Genomic DNA, 18,576 nt, shown 5'->3' with positions numbered 1-18,576 from the left:
TATGAGCTTTACCGAAAACTTCATCAGAAAACCGATAATGACCACCCTCATAATGGTGGTCGTTACGATATTCGGCATCGTCGCGTTTTTCACTCTGCCTATAAGCGACCTCCCGGTCATAGACTTCCCCGTAATACTGGTCACTGTATCGTATCCCGGCGCGAGCCCGGAGACCATGGCCTCGGCAGTCGCCTCCCCTCTCGAGAATGAGTTTACGGAGATACAGGGCCTTACAAGCATCATATCGAACAATACTGAAGGCCAGTCGCAAATAATACTCACCTTCGACTTAAGCCGCAACGTCGATCTTGCCGCGCCTGACGTGCAGGCGGCTATCGCGCGCGCCCAGGGGAACCTGCCTCTTGACCTGCCCGAGCCACCGTCATATCAAAAGGTCAACCCTTCGGATACGCCGATACTCTATTTGATGCTTACTTCCGATACTCTGACTCCGGGGCAGCTATACGACTTCGGCAACAGGACCGTTGGAAAAAGGATAAGCATGATAGACGGAGTATCTCAGGTCCAGGTCTGGGGCGCGAAGACCGCGGTCAGGGTACAGGTCGATCCCAATAAGCTTTCGGCTTTCGGCATAGGGCTCAACGACATAGCCCAGGTATTATATTCCGGGACCGTGCTAATACCGGCAGGCAGTCTGAACGGCAGCACAAGGGCATTCTCCATCGAACCCCACGGGCAGCTTTTCAAGGCAAAAGATTACGAGGAACTTATCGTAGCTTACCGCGACAGCAGTCCCATAAGGCTCAGGGACGTCGCGAAATGCATAGACAGCATGGACAACGACGTAGTAAATCCCATGCTGGGGCGGCCTAACGAGAAGATAAGGCCGGGAGCGGTCGTCATCGCGGTCTCCCGTTCCGCCGGCTCGAACACGGTCGAACTCTCCAAGCGGGTCCGCGAAACCATCGATACGCTCCAGGTGGAACTGCCCGGCTCTGCCAGGCTTGAGGTATTTTACGACAAGTCTGTCCCGATAGTCGAGTCGGTAGACGATGTGAAGCAGACCATACTTATAGCTCTCTTCCTTGTCGTAGCCATAATCTTCCTCTCCCTGGGCCGGATATCCGACACGATAATACCGAGCATCACGCTTCCTTTGTCCATCATCGCGACTTTCGTCATCATGTATGCCTTGAACTTCAGCCTCGACCAGATGTCGCTGATGGGGCTTACCCTTTGCATAGGTTTTGTCGTTGATGACGCCATCGTTGTGCTCGAAAACACGGTCCGCCTTATCGAAGAAGGCAAAAAACCGATGGAAGCCGCGATAGAGAGCGCCCAACAGATCACATTTACCATCATATCGATGACGTTATCATTGTCGGTAATATTCATCCCCCTCGTCTTCATGGGCGGAGTCGTAGGAAGGATATTCCGCGAATTCGCCATTACGGTCGTCGCCGCGATCCTCTGTTCAGGGATCATATCACTTACCCTCACGCCTATGATGTGCGCGCGTATGCTTAAAGCAAAGGGCGTGGGAGAGACCGGCCTCCAGAGGGCCATCACCGCGTTCATGAAAGGCATTATCGACAGGTACGGGATAATGCTTAAATGGACGCTGAACCGTCCGATAACAACGGTCATCGCCTGGATAATATGCTTCGCGGGGACTATCGTCTTCTTCCAGGTCCTTCCTAAGACGTTCATCCCCGAAGGAGACAGCGGCAGCATCTTCTCCATGATGCAGACACCGCTAGGGACTTCGACCAAACAGATGAGGCAATACCAGGATAAGATCAATAACGTCCTGCAAAACGATCCCAATGTAGATAGGTTCGTCACCGTGACCGGTCTTAGCCCGGGCGCCGACCAGAGCACCGGCATAGCCTATACCGTCCTCAAGGAACGCAATAAGAGAAAGCCTATGCCTGAGGTCGTCAGGGAATTGCGCGCAAAGATGGCCACGCTGCCGGACGGCTCCGTGTTTATGATGGCGATACCCGCCATAAAGGTAAGCGCGGGAGGAGAAGCGACGGCACAGGGAGAAAAATATTCATACACACTGACCGGCTCGGACCGGGATGAACTTTATAAGGTATCATTCAAGCTCCAGGACGAAATGAAAAAACTTCCCGGCTTCCTCGACATTCAGAACGACATAAGGCTGAACCTGCCCCAGCTGGACATAAAGATACTCCGTGACCGCGCCTCTACCCTGGGATTGACGGCGCAGGACATAGAAAATGCCCTCTTGCTGGCTTATGCGCAAGGGAAAGTCACTACCTACAAAACGGACGTCGACCAGTATAACGTCATCGTTGAGCTGGATAAAAGTTTCCAATTGAGGCCCGAGAGCCTCTCGCAAATATATATCAGGTCGTCTGTTACCAATAAACTGATCCCGTTAAGCTCGGTCGCAAAATGGGAGATCGGATTGGGCCCGCAGAATGTCCCGCATTTGAACCAGTTGAACTCCGCCACGCTCTCGTTCAACCTCGATCCGCAGGTCCCCATAGGGAACGCGACTAAGTTGCTCGAAGGCGCCGCAAAGAAGGTACTTCCGGACGGCGTAACCGGCGCGTTCCAGGGAGAAGCGGAACAGTTCGAGTCTGCTATCGCAAGCCTCGGGTTCCTCATACTGGTCGCGATCTTCATAAAATACGTCATACTCGGCATCCTTTACGAAAGTTACGTGCACCCCATGACGATACTTACCACGCTCCCGGTCGCGACTTTCGGAGGCCTGGTTACATTGTATATCTTCGGGTCGGAGCTTTCCCTCTATGCGTATGTGGGCATATTCATGCTGCTCGGAATCGTCGCGAAGAACGGCATCATGATGGTCGACTTCGCGAACGAGAACCTCGTGAAAGGCAATATGAATGATTTCGACGCCATATACAATGCCTGCCTTGTCAGGTTCCGCCCCATACTCATGACCGGCCTCGCGGCCATTATGGGCGCGATGCCTATCGCGCTCGGCTACGGCGCGGACGGAGCATCGAGAAAACCGCTTGGGTTGATCGTCGTGGGTGGGCTGATATTCTCCCAAGTAGTTACCCTCTTCGTGACCCCCGGGATATTCCTATACATGCAGAAGTTCCAGGAGAGATACCTCGACAAGTTCGAGTTGACGCGGTCGGATTCTGCGCGCAAGGCGCGGAAGGAATAGTTTCAGTTCGCAGTTCTCCGTAAATAAAAAACCCTTCATTTAAGAAGGGTTTTTTATTTATAGCTATATTTAACCGCAGCTACTGGTCTTGCGTAACTTCCAAGTCGTCAAAATACGCATCCCCGCTCGATCCGCCAACGCTCGTTACCTTGACCACAAATCTAGCCATATCGGCGCCGACAGGGACCGTGCCGCTTACCGAGAGCTGTTTCCAGTCAGTCGCCCCGGTAACGCTCTCGCTTTTTATGCTGTCCAATTTGGTCTCGCCCTGGAACCACTCGATCTCCAGGAATCCCTGCGCCCCTCCGACAAGCGGGCTTTTGTGCATCCCGCTCTCGTTCGGGACCATGACATAGCCGGTAAAAACCAGTTTCGTTCCCGGGGTCACCTTGACATCCTGATAGGCACCCCTGTTATCGGTACCGTCAGCGGCCCAGTCATGCAGACACCAGTCTCCGCCATGCTTGAATTCGTTAAGGCGCTCGACGCCGCCCCACCCGTTCCAGTTGTCCGCAGTGATATCAGTACCCGACTCAAACCCCGGATTAAGAAGTAAATTGTCTGCCGCATTAACGGATGATTGCGTAAAGATGAACACTGCTGCTGCCGCAATTGCTAAAACAGCCAAATAAGCCCTGCTCATGCCGATCTCCTTTTGTTATTTTTGGTTGCCCCGCTAGGACTCGAACCTAGACAGCAAGATCCAGAATCTTGTGGGCTACCATTACCCAACGGGGCAGAAAACCATCTAACTACTATTATTTCAAATTGTTATACGGCTATTAGATTCTATGTATTTATTGCTTAATACTCAAAGTGTCTAAAAAGTGTCTGTTCGTCTATCCGATATACTTCTTTTATTTAAAGAATGATGAAGTAGGGAGTAATTATACCTGATTTACTGCATGCTGTAAAGACCCAACTCTGTCATTCAAGCTATTGCTAATCATCCTTTTCATATTTTTATTGTCTTGTTATGAATTTAATGATTTTCTCAACTGTTTGTTTCGCTCGGTCATATCTAACCGAAGTTCATTTAATAATTCTAATAACTTTTTTGCTACCAACGAGCGACAATTTAAGGCTAATGTTTTTAATACCATTTTGTCCTCGTTTATCTTTGAACTTTTTCCATTTATTTCAATACATTGTCCTATTAACACTATTCCTGAAATATTATTTTGTTTATATTCATAATTAGAGGAAGAGGAAAAATTAAAATTTGTAGGCATTGCGTCTATTCCACCTCCAAAACCCACATCAACCTTTGGGACAAAAATATAAATATAGTCATTTAATAAAGAGTTTTTTCCTTCCTTGGAAACTCTCGCCACCATTCTTCTATTAAGATAATCGTTTGAATCTCTTCCTGCAGTAATGACTCCCTCGACGGTTCCCTCTTTATGCGTGTCAAGTTTAGTTACGGGAATATTTAATTCCTTCAAATTTTTCCCAAGGTCTACTTGCCTACTGTGAAAATGTGTTACGCCAAAATAAATAGGCTTGTCTTCAATAATAACTTGAAAATCTATTTCTACTGTTTTTCCATCAAGTGTTTTCACTTTCGGTTGAACGTCATCAGCACTAGTATGGAATTTTATATTCTCGTGTAAAAGGATAGTAACTATTAGTTCAAAAGCAAACTGTTCCCAAATTAAAGCTTCTTCTTTTCTATGAAAGTCTTCGGGATTTCTTAGCTTTAATTCATTATGTAAGTTATCATAGCGGTCACAAATTTTACTCCAAGGGGGATATATTTTCTCTAGCAACGCTTGTTTTCCTTGTTGAATTTACTTTTCTACTTTTCCTATATAACATTTTGACTCAACGGTTGGCCTTTTAAAAACGGGATGCTGTGATAATCCGTTTGAGTGAAATGTTAGGTTTCGACTGTACGCACGTAATGAGAATATAAATCTAATAAATCTTCAGATATTAATTTTGACCCACTTTTATGGTGGGGATTATAATTCCACGAATTATCTTTATCCAGTTCCCAATAAGATTTTACATTAAGGTAATCTTTTGCCAAAAATTTAATTATAGTGAAATTGATTTCAGTAGCAAAAAACAATAGACATCTCAGAATTATTATCATTTCTTTGAATTTTTCATTATCGTTATCGCTGTTTTTTTTATTTTCTTGAAGACTAAGAATCCAAAAATGGATAGAAGGGTCAGGTTTAGAATGTGCTATTTCAGAAAAATAGCCATAGAATTTCCCAACATCAGCAAATTTTCTTTTCAAATGTCCAATAACTTTTGCCCCATTCAATTTCTCAATGGATTCTACTTTAAGGTTATTTTCTAAACTATATAATGCGAGGGCGCATCGTTCAATAATCATCCTTATTAACGCCATTGCTTCATCAAAGTGCTTTTTCTTGATAAGCATTTTTATAATTTGCACACTTTTTAAATTACTTTTTAGCATAAGGTACGTTAAGAGATGGGTTAAGTTTTTTTGCGATTTTCGAGAAAACAGTTTTTTTTGTAATTTTGTTAATACTCTTTGCGACTTAGTTAGTGTATTTTTCTCAGCAAAAGAAAGTAACTCATCAAAGCTATCTAACCTATTAGCTTTTCTCGTTATTTTCATTTTATACCTAAATATATGATATACAAAATTGCCTTTTATGGGTTATTGTATCGCTCTGTTTACATTATAATGCTTAAAATGTGTATTTCAAACACGAAAAAGGGGTTTTGGATTTCTCAATTTTCCCGCAATGGATTAATACGAGAATTTGCTTTTTACGGGTTTTGCACTACCCCGCCCGAGCCTCGTTCACGCCATTACTTTTAGTATAATCCTTTTGCTCTGTGTAGGGAGAAGATTAAAGAAGTTTATTTGTCATTTATTATTCTTGAATAAATGCCGTAGTTGCAATTTTAAAAACTTCTGTCTTTTCCGCTTCTTTTTGAACGGGCATTGGAAGAATGCCTATTTTCCTTCCTAGGATGTCAACTGCTCGTTTCTTGAAGTCCGGCGAAAGGTGAGCATACCGCAACGTCATCTCAATGGTTTTATGCCCCAACAGCTCTCTGACTGTATTTAAATCGATACCCGACATTACCAATTGAGAAGCAAAAGTATGTCTTAAATCATGAAAATGAAAATCAGTTATACCGCATTTATCGCATGCTGTAAAAAATGATTTTCTTATATCGCAGTATGGTCTTTTGTCTTTATTGCAGAATATGTAAGGACTATCCGGCGTCTTTCTTACCGCAATAATAGTCTGTTTGACTTGCTCATTCATTGGGACTTTTCTTTGTTCCCCGTTCTTTGTTTGGTATAAACTAATTATCCCTCTCTCAAAATCTATGTCATGCCATTTAAGATTAAATATCTCTCCTCTTCTCATTCCAGTATTTAGAGCGATTATGACTATTGATTTTAAAGGTTCGGTATTATTGTCTATTAATTTAGTAATGTCTTCCCTTTCCAAAAAACGAAGTCTTGGGTGTTCTTTATAAAATTTAATTCCTTTAACTGGATTTCGACCATCAAACTTATTCCATGCTGTAGCTTTATTGAAAATAGACTTCAGTAACGCCAGCGCCCTGTTGGTAGTAGCCGGCTTTACTTCTGTTACTCTTTTTGCTTTAAATTGCTCCACCATCTGAGGAGTTATTTCGCTTAGATACTTACCAGCGAAGAATGCTTTTAAGCACTTAACAGTATGAAGGTCGGTTTGTTCCCAAGATTTGTTGTTTGTTTTTGAGTGTGTCTTTATATATTCATCAGCGAATTCTTCAAACTTAATCTTCTGTTCTCTCTTTATATCTAAATATTTGCCCTCGGCCATCGCAACTTTTATCTTTTTAAGCGCAATTTCAGCTAGACCCTTGGTTGGGCCTACTTTTCTTCTTACGTTTTTGTCACCAATGTAGTAGCGTATATACCAGTTTCCGTTCTTTTCGTATACTCCCATGCGTTTCCCCTGTTATTTTTGCTCTTTCTTGGATGGTAGTGCATCCAAAGTGCCAGGTCAAGGCAATTCCTTTACTCTTCTCTTCTTGAGCCAGCCTTGTATCTCTGGTAAATCAAACTTTACTAATCTACCGACTTTTAGGTAGGGTATCTCCCTGTGACACACCCAAACGTAGAGAGTGCCTTTCGCTATTCCCAAGTACTGCGATAATTCATCTATCCCCAAAAGTCTGCTGTCCATGTCTAATAATGACTTGTTTTAAGTCTCCATTGTCTGTCCAGAGCGTTTTTGCGATTATTCATAGCATGAGTACGGTTTCTGAAAAACATGTCTGGAATCGTCAATTTCCACGCTTTTCTGTGCTTGCAGGTTACAGCCTTTTCTTTTTAGCCGTAACCGAATCGAAGTATTTGCACAAAACAACAGTTTGTTGCTCATATTTTTTACATTCCTTGGTGCATTGTCTGCATTTGGAATTAACGCCAAAGAGTAAGTTCTTTTTTCTCATTTTATAGCTCCTTATATTTGTTATACATATATATGATTATGCCTGCCTATCAAGATGAATTAGTCTTATGAAGTTATAGTCCGTCAGAGTACTCAAACAAGTCTTTATTGTAAACATCTTCTGGAGTTTTCAGATTGTAGCCGTTAGCTAGACTATGAAAATTGCCCTTTTTTCCTCTTTCGACTATTTCTAAGAGTCCGCTGTCAACTAATTCTCTTACAAATCTACACGCATTCATAGGCTTTGCAGTTGAATACCCATTCTCCCAAAGCATTTTTGCCATTTCTTCAAATGACATATAAAGTATTTGTTTTCTTAATAAACCCAGAGCAACTCTTTTGTTGTCCATTATTTTATAAACTATTGAACATTCTCTTGAATGTTTGCATTCGTCATATTCTGTCAAGAATTTCTCTATTTCGCTTTGGGTATAAACAACCTCTTCGGATAATTTCTTGTTGTCTTCTTTAATCTTATTCTCTTTATACCTGCACCCGGCTATACAGCACATATTTTCAGTAAAATAATTACATCCCACTTTTGCATCTTTTTTGAATACCCAATCAATAAACACTTTGACTTGCTCTCTAAAATCTTTAAATGATAATTTTTTATAGTTTTTTTCATTCCAGCGTTTCATAATTTCTTCGATTCTGTCTTTTCCGCATCCTATCCTTTTCAATTCACAAATAATTCCGTACCGCATGATTCTAAATTCATGCAAATCTGAAACACCGTCATTAAGACTTTTCATCACGCAATCTCTGACATCTTTTAGTGTATTCATATTCATTGATTAACCTCCTTTTTTTCGATATGCATTGTATAATTATTTGCAGTTATCTGCCTTTCATTTTAGTTTAACTATTAGTGCTCATTAAGCAGGTTAAACAATTTATTACTATAAATGTCTTCTGGAGTTTTCAGCTTGTATCTTCTTGCTTGACTATGAAAATTATTTTTTCCATTAATAGTGACCATTTCTAAAAGTTTGCTATCAATAAGTTCGTTGACAAATCTATGCACTTGCTTCGGATTTGCAGTTGAGACATCGGTTACCCAAAGTTTATCTGCTATATCCCCGTAAGACATATTAAAAGCTTCTTCTCTTAATAGCCCCAATTCAACTCTTCTGGTATCCATAATTTTGTATACTCTTGCACATTCCATTGGATGGAGGCATTTAGCGTATTTTTTCAAACATTTCTCTATTTCATCCTCAGTACAAAATTTTTCTCCAGATAATTTTATGCTGCCCTTCCTCCGATTAGTTCTCATGTATTTGCACCCGTCTACACAAAAGATATTCTCTGATATATATCCGCAACCAGCTTTAGCATCCTTTTTAAAAATTATTTCGATGCATTCTACGATTTGTTTTTTAAATTCTACATAAGATAAATCTTTATAATTCTTCTTGCACCAGCCTATCATAATTTCTTCAATTTCATATTGACCCAAGCCTGCCTTTTTCAACTCGCAAATAATGCTGTAGCGCATTGATATAAATTCATTCTCATTTTTAGCCCCCTTTTCGAGACAGATTTTTATGCAATCTTTAATATTCCGTAGCTTCGCTGTATTCATTTTCATTTTTCCTTTGTAAATAATGTACATAAAAAAGCCAAAATCGTGTCGCTCTAGAACGGTTCTAGAGTTAGATTTTGGCACATTATATATAAGATTTTAATTTTTGTATAACTACGTAACTGGTATTACCAATTACGTGTCATTTAATATAACGCCACATCCCTCCCTCAATTAATCTGGCAGCCATAGCGTATTGTTCACGAATTTTCTTCATTTCTGACTTCAATTTACTTGCTTTAGGATCGCTAACTAATTTTGGAAATTTCTTGTTTATCATTTTTTCTGCTATTTCGCTATCTATGCCCAATTTATCTATTAGTTCATTACAGTAACTATCATATTTTTCATATTCCTCTTTATTTATCTTTGCATATTCATCGCCGATTTTTGCTTTTGATAGATGCGGATTCCTCTTAATAGCTATTTCCCAAGTGCTTAAACCATCTTCCTTCATGTCCCATACCTTGAGATAATCTTTCATAAATTTCAATTTTATATCGCGCCTAGACCTATCATAACCCGATTTCTTTTTGGCATCTTTTATGATTGCTTTAAGTTCTTGCAGTATATCTTCATCCCGGCTAGATAACTTTACAAAATCGGGCAGTTTGAATTCATCCTTCCGCATGCTCCTCAATGAACCATTTCTGAAAGCCGACACATTCAACGCCTTATCATCAACGTTATTCTTGGCATTATTGTATGGATTAATTATGCGTGAAAGATTAAATTCTTGCTTGATATATTCTGCAAATTTCGACTTTTCTTTTTCAATGAATATTTTTTTCAGTTTACAATAAGCTCTACGATACTCTGGGGTTCGAATAAGACATTGATACATCCAGAATCTAGACCAAAAAATCCTCATATTTCGAGGCTCCCTGCTGTATCTTTTTACGCCTTTGACCTCTTTATCTCTGTGCTTTATCATAGCTAAATAATACTACTTGCTTAAATGGAGTTCAACGATAATACTTTCTTTAATTAAATTATTTGGTAATTTAAACGCTAGAGGCGGGAAGCTATGCTTTCCAATCGTATTTACAAGCTCTGCAATGACATTTATAAGGCAAGAACGGCCACATCAGTATTAACGCTAATCCAAGAGTAAATATCCCTAATAACCAAAAGAAACAACCTATTTCTTTATTACAAATAGTATATTTACATTCGCATTTTGGACATGAATACCTGCCAATTTCGGTTGATTCCTTAACGGTAATCTCTCCATAAGAATCATTTGGATATTCTTTCTTCGCTAAAACTAGTGCATCTTTTTCATTATTTGCATACACTGCTCCAACGGCTCCAAAAGCCATGCCTCCGCCTAGTCCGCGGACTTCCTCTAAATAGTGCTCACTGCACCAATATTTATTTTGAAATACCTCAGCGTCCTCTTTAGACAGCTCCTTATCGCACTTCGAGCAACGAACGTCACCTTTAATTCCAAAATTTTGATGCCCGCCGCTTTCGCCCATTTCATATTCTTTAACATAAACTACATATTCTTTGAGGCTACCAATATTTTTACTTTTTTCTTTATTTAGATACTCTCCGCAATACCTGCATTTTATCGCTTCTTCTTGAATATCTTCAGCGCAATAAGGACACTTTTTCACTAATTTATCCTCCTTAATGCCAAATTGACTATATTCCATTTTGGCATATTTCATTTTGGAATATATCATAGGGTAGGTAACCAGTCAAGGTAAATACGGATGGGGTATGGACAAGACAATCTATAGTGAAGGTCATAAAATTCTCGTTAAAAAGCTTATAGAAGCTCGTAAATCGAGAAAGCTTAAACAAGAAGACGTTGCAAAACTACTCGGCAGAACACAATCATATGTTTCTAAAATAGAGGCTGGACAGCGAAGAGTGGATTTAATACAATTAAAAGAATTTGCTAAAATTTACAGGAAAAATATAAACTATTTCCTTTAATTAACCGTCCTGATTAAATGTTCTTTTTGGGTATTCTAGCTTTAAAATAATTAAGAAGTAAGAAATATCGTAATGCTAGTTTGCTATCTTTCATTTTCCTTTTTTTATCATATTCTTCCCTTATAAAATACATGGCTTTATTCAATATTTCTTCTTCTTTAATACTGCCGTCGGGATGATTATAGCCGTCGCCTAAACAGTTTTTAAATGTATCACCTAAATAATCAAGTATTGGATAGCCATCTAAGTCTCGAACAATCATTTTTAGGCAAATGCCAGCTTCTTCTTTACATAATTTAATGTCTTCTGCGGTTTGGCCTTCAAACTGTTTTGTCTCATGTGATAAAGATGTCAGATATGCATGAAGATTATCTCCTATTACTATCCGCGGATATTGGGCTATTGAACTTTCCATTTTATAAACCTTATAAGAAACGGGGCCATATACTTCTCCATTAGATAGTAGCGTCCCCAATCCAATATCTACCGCGGCTCTAAATACTTTTTTTCTAGCTAGTGATAGAGTCATCATTATCCCGCATGCCATTAATATACCATAAACGCTATTCATTGCCGGGGAGCAATATTTTGTTTTCTGTAATGATGAGTATGCAAGTATACAATCAGAAAACCGATAAGTTATTACTTCGGTCTTCCTCATTTCTCTGAACTGGTCTACTTTATCAGGTGGTATCCTAGAAATTACTTCTTCGCTTACCCCGTTTTCAGTGAAAGTCTTAAGAAAACCTTCTAAAATTCCACGTAATTCCTCAACCGCCATAACTGTATTTTTATGAATTGCTACTAATCTGGGGTCATCAACAACAGTTAAGAAACTATCGTCGAAACCTTGGAAAAGTTCTTTTTGCCCTAAAACATCAATTAAAGCGAGAACATAATTTGAATACATGGCTTTATCCGGCATTTAACTTACTTTCGTTTTGTTTATTCCATTTATGCAATGTTTTGAAATATCTACTTAAATCATCGCAAATCTGCCTGTATTCTTCCTCGGTTATTGGCCTACCATAAAGTTTAGACCATTTATCAATTTGGCTTTTCTTGCTCATTATGATTGAATACCATACTTTTGTGCTTAACGACCGGGCATATTAACAAAATAATGAGAGCCTTACTTTTCTTGCATGTCTCTAATAAGTGCCTCATAGCGTGCTGACAATCGCTCTCATAAGTCTCAGACAGCGCCCAGACGGTGCTCCAGACAGCTCTACTCATAATTTCCAGACAAAATACTATAAAAATTAAGCACTATTTTGATATAACCACTTGGAATACAGACGGTTAAGCTATATTTCGTGGATCCAGAATCCAATATGATTTAGACGAGGGCACCGTATCTTAATCTACCTTATCAATTTTCTAATTCTTTTTAATATTTTCAGTACTATAACACCTGGGATTAACAAAAATGCGGCAAGTATAAATATAATCAAAGCAATGATAGCTTTAGATTGTAAATAATGCGTCACAAATATTGAAATAATGGCGGTAATAAGCAGTCCGTACAGAGCCGCGGTATCCTGATTTTCCCTCCAAAATAACTTTGGCTTTGTAAAAGTTGGCTCTATCTTTAATCCAGGAAAGTCGCAATTTAAGTATATATTTGGTTCGGCTTTATTTGGATTTGTTACAAGACACGAAAAAGTGATACTGTCATCCCTATTCAAAACAGGAATTAAATAAGGGCGCCTTGAATTAATTAATTTTACATTTTGGTCTGTTATAGTCTTACTTTGCTCTACATACGCTTGGGTTAATGACAGAGCATATATGCTTTTTGCTTTGAGAGCATTCGAAACAAGAATAATACTATCAATGTCACTCCATACAGTTATCTCAATATCTTTAAAATCTTTATTAGACGTATTAACGAGATTGATATTGCACAGATAAAGATTTTCTACGGGTTTACCATTATACAGAACTTGGACGTTCCCTAAGTAATTATCCTGGTTTGATGCCCCAAGAAGAGATTTGTTAATAGAGTACTGTAGTTTAGATATCTTGTTTTTGTATAAATCAAAAACATACTTTGTTACTAAACCTGCTATAAAAATTACTCCATACCATGCATTGTTTGCAATTTTATCAGCTATCTCTACTATCGTCATAGTATTTCCCTCTCACTTCCAGCAAAATCTTTGTTTTAAACTACTAAAACTATTGTAAGGTACTCTCTTTTCAAATTGCAAACGACCAAGTATAATTCCTGGGGAAATATCAATTTTTTTAGAAAATTTTATAATATCTTCATAAGTAAAACTATCTGCATTAATAAATGTACTATATTCACGTTTTGGTATCAGAATATTTTCTGCAAATTCATCTGCTTCTTTTTCATTATTGTTTTCTTTACCATGGCTTTCAATAAAGACTTCTTTTTTGCCATGCAATAATATATGGCCTGCTTCATGAAAAAAAGTAAACCAAAATATATCGGCAAACTTATATAACAATGAAAGCTGAATAACGGCTTTGTCTTTTGATATCCAACGAGTAGCGCCATTAACTTTTAAATTTGGGAGTTCCTTCACAAGAACTAGAGCGATTCCGCATTCAGCGCAAAGACTTTGCCATTTAACCAAAACATCAGAAATAGGTTCTACCGTCATTCCTCTTATTGTATTTAAAGCGGCACGGAATTTCGCACTATCATAAGCATCGCAAGTTATGGCTTGAGCTACTAACTCCCCTTCTCTTAACCATGCGCAAATTGCCCAAGGGTCACCTCTTAATTTTTTGGATTGTCTATAAACAACCTGAGAACAGTTTGCAGATAATTCTCTTGGGCTTGCAACTCCAAAAAAAGATAAAACTTCCTGCAATTGATAAACAGGGTTGTCACATTTCTTTATCCATTCATTGGCTATCATGCCATTAACTGGTATTTTATTAAGCCATTCAAGATGATTTCCTAGAAGTCGAGTTTCTCTATTGCCAACTAATACTTCACGATAATTTTTTTCGAGATTATTCCAGAAGCTAGCAGTCATTCCAAGCGCTCTTTCGAATTGCAGCGCAGTTTCCGGTGTTATGGCTTGTTTCCCTTTTATAATCTCATTAATTGTTTTTAATGGTCTGCCCGTTCTAGTAGACAATTCTGCTTGAGTCATCCCTAGATGATTGAGGTATTCTAATACCGTCTCCCCGGGAGCAACAGCATAATCAGGATTAAATTTATATTTTTTTGTGTTATACATTTAAGTTTGGTGGTAATTCAGTACGTCTATGATACAAATCTCAGTAACCTTAGTTAAATCTATGCCACCATCAACTTTGAGAGGAGTAGGGTGGTTATGGGGTACGAATATCAATCTTTTATTTTCACTAACATTAACTGCGAATTGTCCTTTGTGGTTTTCTTTTAGCTCGTGACATCTGGCGGGCGGATACTGAGATACTTCCGATAAGGTACTAGCCGCCCTAAGCTCGGCTAGCCTTTGTTTAATCTTGTCTGAAATTGGGCCATATTTTTTTCGCAAATTCCTCTCGCTATTAAAAATCTTTCCCAATTTGCTGTTAACAAAGTATACATCCATCTATGATATATGTCAAAAAATTCTTAACCCTTTCTGTTAATAATTTTAACCTAATTAAAAACGTTTGTCAAGAACAAAATTAGGTTTGATTAATTTACAGGCAAGAGTCAGAGATAAGTACGGTGGAGCGGCCACGATGATAAATAAATTAAAATGCTAAATCCTACTCCCGGGTCGATGTCTATAAAATGACTGTTTTAGATTAAAAATGACTAAAATTTGATAAAATTGATTAAAATCGCGGATTTGGCTAATGTGATTTGGATTAAGGGGTTATAGCGGTTTGAGACGGTTTTTGCAAGTATCTACATCAGTTCCAGAATCTTGTGGGCTACCATTACCCAACGGGGCAGAAACTTCGGATCTTATATTGCCGGAAGACAATTATACCTGATTTCCGGCGGAAATAAAACCTATTTTAACGGGGAGATTTTTTCGCTTAGGACGACCACCCTGTCTAAATTGCTCGATATCACCGCGTTCCTCCTGCCGCTTCCGAAAAACCCGTTTATCTTCTCCAGGCCTTCTTCAGTCAAGACACACAGTACTTTATCCTTATCCCTGAAAAAAGTCACCGCCTCCGCTTCCGTGCTCAATACATCTAAGGGATGGTCGCTCCAAAAAGGTTTTTTCCCGCCCATATTCAAGACCAGGACCGGGTTTCCGGTATAAAAATATACCCCTCTCACATACATCTTGCTGCAAACTATCGGCTTTCCTTCATACCCGTGCTTCCTCACGATTTCAGGAAGGCCGTGATCGCTAAAAGCTGTTTCAAGTTTAGCCGGGACCGAAGATACCCCCGCGAGCAGAAAAGCCGCGAGCGCCGCGATATTCAAAAATACCGCCTGCTTTATCCTGCCTTTTATCAGCGATACCCCTCCTGCCGTCATGAAAATAAAAAGTAGGAAAAGGCTCAAAAAAAACGGTTTTGCCAGGTCCGGATATTCTTTCGCGATAAACGGCGACGCTATCAATCCTGCCGCCCCAAAAAGGATATTAACGGCTCCCGCGGCGATAAGCGACTTCGGCCTGCCGGACAGTGAATTCACGGAAATGGCAAGGGCGCAACAAAGCGCGGGGAAGAGCGGAAGTATATAACTGGCTAATTTAGAATGCGCGCAGGTTAATATCAAAAAGGTCGAGACGATCCATGAGATAAAGAAGAGGTATTCGTCCCTATGCTCCTTAAAGCCCTTTCCCAGGAATAAGAGGTAAGCCGTCCACGGGGCCATGCCCCCTATTACGACGGCCGGATAGAAATACCATCTGTCGGAACTCCGGTGTTCTGCATAGATTATCCTGTGCCAGTTATCGCGCACAAAAAATTCCCCGACAAACTCATTCCCGTATTTTGCGACGGCATAAACAAACCAGCCGCATCCGAGCGCCAGGAATATGAGCCAGTACCTGTTCAGTAAGAATGCCGGCAAGGCCTTGGCTCCCTTGGCCAAAAAGAGGAACGGGATTATGGCGGCGAAAACAAGGACTACGGCGAGCGGACCTTTTGTCAATACGGCCAGGGAGAGGGTTATCATAAAAAGGGCTACATAAGGGTCTTTCCTGGACCTGTACCAGATATAAAAGGAGTAAAGGGCGAATGCCGTAAAGACCGAAAAGGCGATATCGGTGATCACCGTCTTTGAAAGCCCGAAATACAAAAACGCGGCCGACAGGAACAGGGCCGCGTAAAAAGAGACCTGGGCGCCGGATATCTTCCTCATGAAAAAATAAGTCCCCATGACTCCTATCAGCCCGACCAGGGCAGGGACAAGCCGCGCCGCGAATGTATTGATGCCGAAGGCCTTGAAGGAACCCATCAGCATCCAATAAAATAACGGGGGTTTCTCGAACTGGGGTTTTCCGAAGATAAGCGGCGTAAGAAGGCTTTTGTTAGCGAGCATCTCTTTTGCCGTACCGGTGTAGAAGACCTCGTCCGGATCGGTAAGATTAATGGAGGCGCTTCCGATAAAATACAAGAATAGACAGCATGCTATAAGTATAAGAATATTTATTTTATCAGTCATCTCTAATATTCGGGAGGGAACCGGTTGAAATGCGACGGCAAAATATTACCTTTTCACTTTAAACCTTATCGACCTTACTATATTGTTGAAATCTTTGCTATATTTGTCAAAAGCCTCTTCCCTGTTCTGGTATTTGACGGTATAAAGGCTGTCGCCGTTCTTTAAGATCACGACCCTTTCTTTTACAGTCAACAGTTTAGAGCTTGTGTTATAGAGCCTGTCCGGGGCCTTAAAGGAAAAAGAAAGGTCCATCGCCTCTCCCGCCGGAAGTTTTATCTTCGCCTTTCCGAGCAATTTACCGTCATTCAATCTTAATTTACCGGCGGCAATCCCCTCGGCAAGGGCCGAGATATCCGGCGTCCCGGTCTTCGGCACCTGGAAAGAGACGACTTCGATGGATGCCCTGCGCGTCTTTGCCCTTACCTTGTCCCACGGTTCGCCAAAATAGACATCAACATAGCTGTTATGGGCGCCGCGCGTTTCGCTGAACTCCCAACCCGGGATATAGTACATCGTTAAATTAAGCTCCGGGTCTGTGCTGGAATATTTTTTATATTTGCCCGCTCCGGAACAACCGCTACAAGTAACCATATAGGCCGCTCCTAATAATAAAATAAAAACCGTTACTGCCGATTTTTTCATATGGTCTGCTCCGATAATATCAATATTCCGGCAACCCGCCCGATCCTATCGGTATCGGCGGATTGGTCGGATACCTGGTCCTGATCTCAGCTTTCATGGCCGCTTCCGGCCCTATATCTATAGGCGGAGGAGGCGTATCCTGGAGCGTGATCCAATCATCCATTTCGGTATTTCTATCGGCTCCCCTTATTTCCCTCCAGGTGGTCGTGGCGTTATTAAAAGCCTGGTATTCCTGGTCTATGGAATCTCCCGGATACTTGGTTATATGGATGTCGCTATCCGTCAATTCCGGATGCGCGAGTTTAGTCGCGTCTATCCATGCCTGGGGATGATAATCGTAATCGGCATGAGTAGCTTCATGCGTGATTATGGAAGCTATGGCGGTATCGGGATACCCAAGCGCGGGAAGGTTCTCGTTTACGAATATCGTGTTGCCTGTTACGAATACGTTATGCCTGTCGACGACTATATAACCATCTCTTGTGCCTCCCCAAAAAGCCAAAGCGCCCGAAAGGCCGTAATCATTAATGTCGACATAGACTACTTTTATGCTATTGTTAGCGATAAGGTCGAGCGCCCACTGTCCTGAGATAGTGCCGTCCAGTAAATTTAATATGTCGGCGCTGAGGGTGCTTTGGCGCGGCCTTATCGTCCGGATCCCGCCGCCGGTAGGGCTTCCGCCCCCGCCCGGGGTGCTAACCGGGCTGCTTTCGCCCGAAGGAGCCCCGCCGCCCGGACTACCGCCGCCGGGAGAATCACCGCCGGGGGGACTATTTTCTCCGGGAGAGGTTTCATCTCCTTGGGTATCGACCGATTCCGGAGGGATCGGCCCGGTTTTATCCCTGGCTATTACGGCCTGATCCGAAGAAAGGTCTCCGCTATTGATATCATCTAGTATCTTTTCCGCCAGGACGATGAAATTATCGTTCGTTACCCCGATAACCTTAAAATTATATTCTTTCGATTCTATATCCAGCCCGAGTTTTTCGTTTACCTCTTGCGTGTCGGCGGCAGCCACATACTCGCCGGTATTCATCTGGCTTATCTCTTCGGCCTTACTGATAGAATCTACCGTGGCGACGGCCCCAACATACTTGGACCTGTCTATGGCGGACCTGTAGAAGGCGAATATAAGGCCAAAAAGGACCCCTACTACCGCGAGCGCGATCAATATCTCGACTAGGGTAAACGCCCTTATCCCGGACCTATTATATCGCATAACTCTTTTCAT

Annotated in this window: 17 protein-coding genes and 1 tRNA gene; 2 read left to right on the top strand and 16 right to left on the bottom strand. The window is 41.1% G+C overall.

The annotated features are described in order from the left end of the window. Position 1: 1 nt before the first annotated feature. Positions 2–3,136, top strand: a complete 3,135-nt coding sequence (locus tag PHO67_04020) for an efflux RND transporter permease subunit (protein ID MDD5546311.1) — start codon at positions 2–4, stop codon at positions 3,134–3,136. A 79-nt stretch (positions 3,137–3,215) separates the two neighbouring features. Here PHO67_04020 and PHO67_04015 read toward each other — a convergent pair whose 3' ends face one another. The 9 genes from PHO67_04015 to PHO67_03975 form a co-directional block, all read right to left on the bottom strand. Next, the gene (locus tag PHO67_04015) at positions 3,216–3,779 is read right to left on the bottom strand and encodes a hypothetical protein (protein MDD5546310.1); all 564 of its coding nucleotides are present in this window, start codon (positions 3,777–3,779) and stop codon (positions 3,216–3,218) included. A gap of 22 nt (positions 3,780–3,801) precedes the next feature. Then, positions 3,802–3,875 (bottom strand) — tRNA-Gln (locus PHO67_04010). Positions 3,876–4,110: 235 nt separating this feature from the next. Then, on the bottom strand, positions 4,111–4,905 hold the full coding sequence (locus PHO67_04005; protein ID MDD5546309.1) for a hypothetical protein: 795 nt from the start codon (positions 4,903–4,905) through the stop codon (positions 4,111–4,113). A 110-nt stretch (positions 4,906–5,015) separates the two neighbouring features. Then, the gene (locus PHO67_04000; GenBank protein MDD5546308.1) at positions 5,016–5,735 is read right to left on the bottom strand and encodes a hypothetical protein; all 720 of its coding nucleotides are present in this window, start codon (positions 5,733–5,735) and stop codon (positions 5,016–5,018) included. 262 nt (positions 5,736–5,997) lie between these two features. Then, positions 5,998–7,074, bottom strand: coding sequence for a tyrosine-type recombinase/integrase (locus PHO67_03995; protein MDD5546307.1), 1,077 nt, complete (start codon positions 7,072–7,074; stop codon positions 5,998–6,000). A gap of 581 nt (positions 7,075–7,655) precedes the next feature. Then, entirely contained in the window at positions 7,656–8,375 is a 720-nt protein-coding gene (locus tag PHO67_03990) for a hypothetical protein (GenBank protein ID MDD5546306.1), read from the bottom strand. 74 nt (positions 8,376–8,449) lie between these two features. Then, complete coding sequence (locus PHO67_03985; GenBank protein ID MDD5546305.1) at positions 8,450–9,169, bottom strand: hypothetical protein; 720 nt, start codon at positions 9,167–9,169, stop codon at positions 8,450–8,452. Between the two features lie 142 nt (positions 9,170–9,311). Next, positions 9,312–10,103 carry a hypothetical protein gene (locus PHO67_03980; GenBank protein ID MDD5546304.1) on the bottom strand — a complete coding sequence of 264 codons (792 nt, stop codon included), beginning with the start codon at positions 10,101–10,103 and terminating at the stop codon, positions 9,312–9,314. Between the two features lie 91 nt (positions 10,104–10,194). After that, entirely contained in the window at positions 10,195–10,845 is a 651-nt protein-coding gene (locus tag PHO67_03975) for a hypothetical protein (GenBank protein ID MDD5546303.1), read from the bottom strand. A gap of 52 nt (positions 10,846–10,897) precedes the next feature. Between PHO67_03975 and PHO67_03970 the strand changes: the two genes are divergently transcribed. Beyond that, a complete protein-coding gene (locus tag PHO67_03970; protein MDD5546302.1) occupies positions 10,898–11,116 on the top strand; it encodes a helix-turn-helix transcriptional regulator in 219 nt (72 codons plus the stop codon). A gap of 13 nt (positions 11,117–11,129) precedes the next feature. Here PHO67_03970 and PHO67_03965 read toward each other — a convergent pair whose 3' ends face one another. From PHO67_03965 to PHO67_03935, 7 genes are all read right to left on the bottom strand, one after another. Beyond that, the gene (locus tag PHO67_03965) at positions 11,130–12,041 is read right to left on the bottom strand and encodes a hypothetical protein (protein MDD5546301.1); all 912 of its coding nucleotides are present in this window, start codon (positions 12,039–12,041) and stop codon (positions 11,130–11,132) included. Continuing rightward, positions 12,031–12,186 (bottom strand): hypothetical protein, encoded by a 156-nt coding sequence (locus PHO67_03960; protein MDD5546300.1) that lies wholly within the window; start codon positions 12,184–12,186, stop codon positions 12,031–12,033. Before PHO67_03960 ends, PHO67_03965 begins: the two co-directional genes overlap by 11 nt. A 294-nt stretch (positions 12,187–12,480) precedes the next feature. Beyond that, on the bottom strand, positions 12,481–13,248 hold the full coding sequence (locus PHO67_03955; GenBank protein MDD5546299.1) for a hypothetical protein: 768 nt from the start codon (positions 13,246–13,248) through the stop codon (positions 12,481–12,483). 12 nt (positions 13,249–13,260) lie between these two features. Further along, positions 13,261–14,337 carry a HigA family addiction module antitoxin gene (locus PHO67_03950; protein ID MDD5546298.1) on the bottom strand — a complete coding sequence of 359 codons (1,077 nt, stop codon included), beginning with the start codon at positions 14,335–14,337 and terminating at the stop codon, positions 13,261–13,263. 752 nt (positions 14,338–15,089) lie between these two features. Continuing rightward, entirely contained in the window at positions 15,090–16,703 is a 1,614-nt protein-coding gene (locus PHO67_03945; protein ID MDD5546297.1) for a glycosyltransferase family 39 protein, read from the bottom strand. Positions 16,704–16,748: 45 nt separating this feature from the next. Continuing rightward, a complete protein-coding gene (locus PHO67_03940) occupies positions 16,749–17,345 on the bottom strand; it encodes a hypothetical protein (GenBank protein ID MDD5546296.1) in 597 nt (198 codons plus the stop codon). A gap of 19 nt (positions 17,346–17,364) precedes the next feature. Further along, complete coding sequence (locus PHO67_03935) at positions 17,365–18,564, bottom strand: prepilin-type N-terminal cleavage/methylation domain-containing protein (protein MDD5546295.1); 1,200 nt, start codon at positions 18,562–18,564, stop codon at positions 17,365–17,367. Positions 18,565–18,576: the final 12 nt, after the last annotated feature.

It is taken from the genome of Candidatus Omnitrophota bacterium (assembly GCA_028716565.1).
Classification (GTDB): Bacteria; Omnitrophota; Gorgyraeia; order Pluralincolimonadales; family Pluralincolimonadaceae; genus Pluralincolimonas.
Note: the sequence above shows the minus strand (reverse complement) of the source record. Positions and strands in the feature narration are given on the sequence as shown.